We start from the raw sequence: 4,392 nt of genomic DNA, 5'->3' as shown, positions 1-4,392 counted from the left end.
TCCAGTGGTCAGGAGTGGATGCCGTCAGACAGCTCCACACCAACCACGGGAGGTCCTCCCCGTTCAAGATCAGTCACATCGTGTCGTCACACGAGTTCGACCAACGTCTCCGGTCAGTACAGCTAGCGGTCGACGAGGGGGGCCGTCAGAACGCGCCGTTCGCGACGGCCTTGCGGACGTTGGCCTGGTGCTCGGCGAGCGTGTCGCCGAAGCAGGACGTGCCGTCGGTCTGGCAGCGCACGAAGAACCGCCACGTGCCGTCGGCCGGCTCGAGAGCGGCGGCGAGCGCGTCCTTGCCCGGAGCGGAGATCGGGGTGGGCGGCAGGCCGGGCCGCCGGTAGCTGTTGTACGGGCCGTCCTGGGCGCGGGCCTCCGCGCTGGTGCGCAGTGCCTGGATGTCCAGCGGGTAGTTGACCGTCGAATCCAGCTCGAGGCGCTGGCCGGCGTCGAGGCGGTTGTAGATCACCCGGGCGACCTTGGGCATGTCCGCGATGATGCCCTCCTTCTCCACGAGCGACGCCACCGTGAGGACGGCATAGGGGCGGTAGCCGATGGCGCGGGCCCCCGCGACGATGCCGGAGGCCTCCAGCCGCTCCGCCGACGCGGTGACGACCGTGCGCAGCGCGTCCTCCGCCGACGCTCCGGGCGCGACGTCGTAGATGCCGGGCAGCATGAGCCCCTCGAGCCTGCGGCGCGGATCGGCCTCCAGGACGTCCGCGCGCGCCCAGGTGGGCACGCCGAGGGTCTCGGGATCGGTGTCGGCCATCGCCGCGCGCAGCTCGTCGGGGCTCACGCACTGCTGGACGCCGTCGCGGCTGGTGCATGTCGCCCGGGACAGGAGCGTAAGCGCTCCGGGAGTGACGGTGCCGTCCGGGGATCGGGTGTCGTCGAGCTGCACGCCGCTGCGGATCTCCAGCCGGCCCACGCGGGAGGCCGGGTCCAGCAGCAGCTCCACCGCCGCCGCGCCCGACATCTGCGCCCGCATCGCGTAGAACCCGGGCTGCACGGAGCGGATCCGCGGCTCGTCCAGCGCGGCGTCGGTGAACGCCTCGGTGCTCTTCACGACGTCCGCCCGCTGCATCGCCGCACCGATCTGGGTGGTGGTGGCGCCGTCGCGGACCTCGACGACGACGGTGCCGGTGCCGGTGCCCTCGTAGTCCGGCGGGCCGAGCAGCGCGGGCCCGACCGCGACGAGGACACCTCCGAGCAGCAGGACGGCGACGGACAGCATGAGCAGCCGCACCCGGCGGCGCCGCTCGTCGACGGGCCTGCGCGCGGCATCGCGACGCTCGGGCGAAACGTCCACGGTGCGCGTCACGCCGGCCCGATGCCCCGGGCCTGCGGGGTTCTCCCGGCTGTGCCCGTTCCCGGGCTCGTACCCGGGCTCGTTCCCGGGGCGTCGTCTGGGCAGTCCACGACGCACGAGGCTAACCGCAGCCGCCGACCCGCGGCAGGACGGGGGCGGCGACGCCGGTGAGCGAACCCTCAGCCGCGCCGGTCGGCGTCGAGCGTGTTCTGCAGGATGGCGACGGCCGCGGCCTGGTCGACCACTGCCCGCTGGCGGCGCGCCGAGCGGCCGCTCGCCCGCATCTGCCGGCTCGCCACGACGGTGGTGAGCCGCTCGTCGGTGAGCACGATCGGCACGCCGTCCGGGAGGACCGCGGCGAGGGCCTCCGCGAAAGCCCGCGCGGCCAGCGCGGCCGGCCCCTCGGCGCCGGCGAGCGTGCGGGGCAGCCCGACGACCACCTCGACGATCGCGTGCTCGTCGACGAACCCGGCGATCTCGCGCAGATCGGCCCCGCCCGCGACGTCCCGGGCGACGGTGGCGAGCGGGGTGGCGAGCAGCCCGTCCGGGTCGCTCATCGCGACCCCGACGCGCACGGATCCGACGTCGATGCCGAGCCGCCGCCCCCGCCGTGTCCCCGGCTCGGTCACGGTGTCATCCGCGGTCGTCCACGGTCATCCGCGGACGGCCTCGCGCAGCCGCTCGATCGCGGCCGGGACGCCCGCGGGGTCCGTGCCGCCACCCTGCGCCAGATCGGGCTTGCCCCCGCCACGCCCGCCCACGGCCGCGGCGAACGCCGGCACCAGCTTCCCCGCGGCCAGGCCCCGCTCCCGGGCCGCGGCCGTGGTCGCGACGACGAAGACCACCTTGTCGCCGGAGCCGGAGAACAGCGCCACGACACCCGGCGCGGAGCCCAGCCGGCCGCGGACGTCGGAGGCGAGGTTGCGCAGGTCGTTGCCGGCGATGCCGTCCGCGACCGCCGTGGCGACCAGCGACACCCCGCCGATGTCCTCGGCAGCGTCGGCGAGCGACCCGGCGGAGGCGAGCACGGCGTCCGCGCGGACCTTCTCCAGCTCGCGCTCAGCCAGGCGCAGCCGCTCGACGACACCGCCGATCCGCTCGGGCAGCTCCTCGGGCTTGGCCTTGAACTGCTCGGCGAGCTGGGAGACGAGCACGTGCTCCTTCGCGAGGAAGCGGAACGCGTCCAGACCCACGAGGGCCTCGACCCGGCGCACACCGGAGCCGATCGAGGCCTCCGAGAGCAGCTTCACCAGGCCCAGCTCGCCCGAGCGCCGCACGTGGGTGCCGCCGCACAGTTCGCGGGAGTAGTCGCCGATCTCGACGACGCGCACCTCGTCGCCGTACTTCTCGCCGAACAGCGCCATCGCGCCGATCCGGCGCGCCTCGTCCGGCGAGGTGACGAAGTCGCGGACGTCCAGGTCGCCGAGCAGGACCTCGTTGACCTCGTCCTCGACGTCGGCGAGCACCGACGCCGGGACCGCACCGCCGGGCGAGGTGAAGTCGAACCGCAGCCGGCCCGGCGCGTTCATCGACCCGGCCTGGGCGGCGGTGTCGCCGAGTGCGCGGCGCATGCCCGCGTGCACGAGGTGCGTGGCCGAGTGCGAGCGGGAGATCGCCGCGCGCCGCGAGGTGTCGATCACGGCGTGCGCAGGAGCGTCCACCTGGATCTCACCCTCGGTGACGGTGCCGCGGTGCACGATCAGCCCGGTGACCGGGGACTGCACGTCCGCGACCTCGACGGCGAACCCGTCCCCCCGGATCCAGCCGGTGTCGGGCTGCTGGCCGCCGCCCTCGGCGTAGAACGGGGTGCGGTCCAGCACGACCTCGACCCTCGTCCCCGCGCCGGCGGCGGGGACGCCGACGCCGTCCACCACGAGCCCGACGACCCGTGACTCGGACTCCAGCTCCGCGTAGCCGAGGAACTCGCTGGTGCCCGCTGTGCCCAGAGCGTCCAGCACCGCGCGGTACGCCGCGCCGTCCCCGTGCCCGGTCTTGCGGGCCGCGGCGTCCGCCTTGGCGCGGGCCCGCTGCTCGGCCATCAGCGTGCGGAAGCCCGGCTCGTCCACCGTGAGGCCGGCCTCGTCCGCCATCTCCAGGGTGAGGTCGATCGGGAAGCCGTACGTGTCGTGCAGCTGGAACGCCTTGTCGCCCGCGAGCTGCGTGCTGCCCGCCTGCTTCGTGGCGGCGACGGCGGTGTCGAAGATCCGCGAGCCGGCGGTGAGCGTCTGCAGGAACGCCTCCTCCTCGGCACGCACGACCGCGGAGATGCGCTCGAACTCGGTGACGAGCTCCGGGTAGGCGGGCGCCATCTCGTCGCGGACCACCTCGGCGAACGAGCCCAGCACGGGCTCGTGCACGCCCAGGAGCCGCGCGGAGCGGACGATCCGGCGCAGCAGGCGACGCAGAACGTAGCCGCGGCCCTCGTTGCCCGGCGTCACGCCGTCGCCGATGATCATCACGCCGGAGCGGGCGTGGTCGGCGATCACCCGGAACCGCACGTCGTCGGCCGGATTCGACCCGTAGCGGCGGCCGGAGAGCTCCTCGGCCCGGCTGATCACCGGCCGGACGAGGTCGGTCTCGTAGACGTTCGCGACGCCCTGCAGCAGGTAGGCCACGCGCTCGATGCCCATGCCGGTGTCGATGTTCTTCGCCGGGAGCTCGCCGATCGGCGGGTGGCCCTCCTTCGGGCTGAGCTCACCCCGCTCGTCCTGCATGAAGACGAGGTTCCAGATCTCCAGGTAGCGGTCCTCGTCGACGACGGGACCGCCCTCCCTGCCGAACTCCGGGCCGCGGTCGAAGTAGATCTCCGAGCAGGGCCCGCCGGGACCGGGCACACCCATGTCCCAGTAGTTGTCCTTGCCGCCGCGGCGCTGGATACGCTCCTCCGGCAGCCCGGCGATCGACTTCCAGAGCGCGATCGCCTCGTCGTCGTCCTGGTAGACGGTGACCCAGATCCGGTCGGGCTCGAACCCGTAGCCGCCCGCGCCCTGACTGCCGGTGACCAGCTCCCAGGCGTGCTCGATCGCGCCCGCCTTGAAGTAGTCGCCGAAGGAGAAGTTCCCGGCCATCTGGAAGAAGGTGTTGTG

The 4,392-nt window shown here is 73.8% G+C and carries 3 protein-coding genes; all 3 read right to left on the bottom strand.

The window, feature by feature from the left end:
- Positions 1 to 145: 145 nt before the first annotated feature.
- The gene (gene mltG, locus AB7J25_RS30340; protein WP_428514775.1) at positions 146 to 1,318 is read right to left on the bottom strand and encodes an endolytic transglycosylase MltG; all 1,173 of its coding nucleotides are present in this window, start codon (positions 1,316 to 1,318) and stop codon (positions 146 to 148) included.
- 167 nt (positions 1,319 to 1,485) lie between these two features.
- The gene (gene ruvX, locus AB7J25_RS30335) at positions 1,486 to 1,935 is read right to left on the bottom strand and encodes a Holliday junction resolvase RuvX (RefSeq protein ID WP_428514773.1); all 450 of its coding nucleotides are present in this window, start codon (positions 1,933 to 1,935) and stop codon (positions 1,486 to 1,488) included.
- A 24-nt stretch (positions 1,936 to 1,959) separates the two neighbouring features.
- Positions 1,960 to 4,392 (bottom strand): alanine--tRNA ligase (gene alaS / locus AB7J25_RS30330; protein ID WP_428514771.1); only part of this gene is annotated, 2,433 nt, incomplete at its 5' end.

Source organism: Pseudonocardia sp. (assembly GCF_050246655.1).
GTDB lineage: Bacteria > Actinomycetota > Actinomycetes > Mycobacteriales > Pseudonocardiaceae > Pseudonocardia.
The sequence above is the reverse complement of the archived record's forward strand: the minus strand, read 5'-3'. Positions and strand labels throughout refer to the sequence as shown.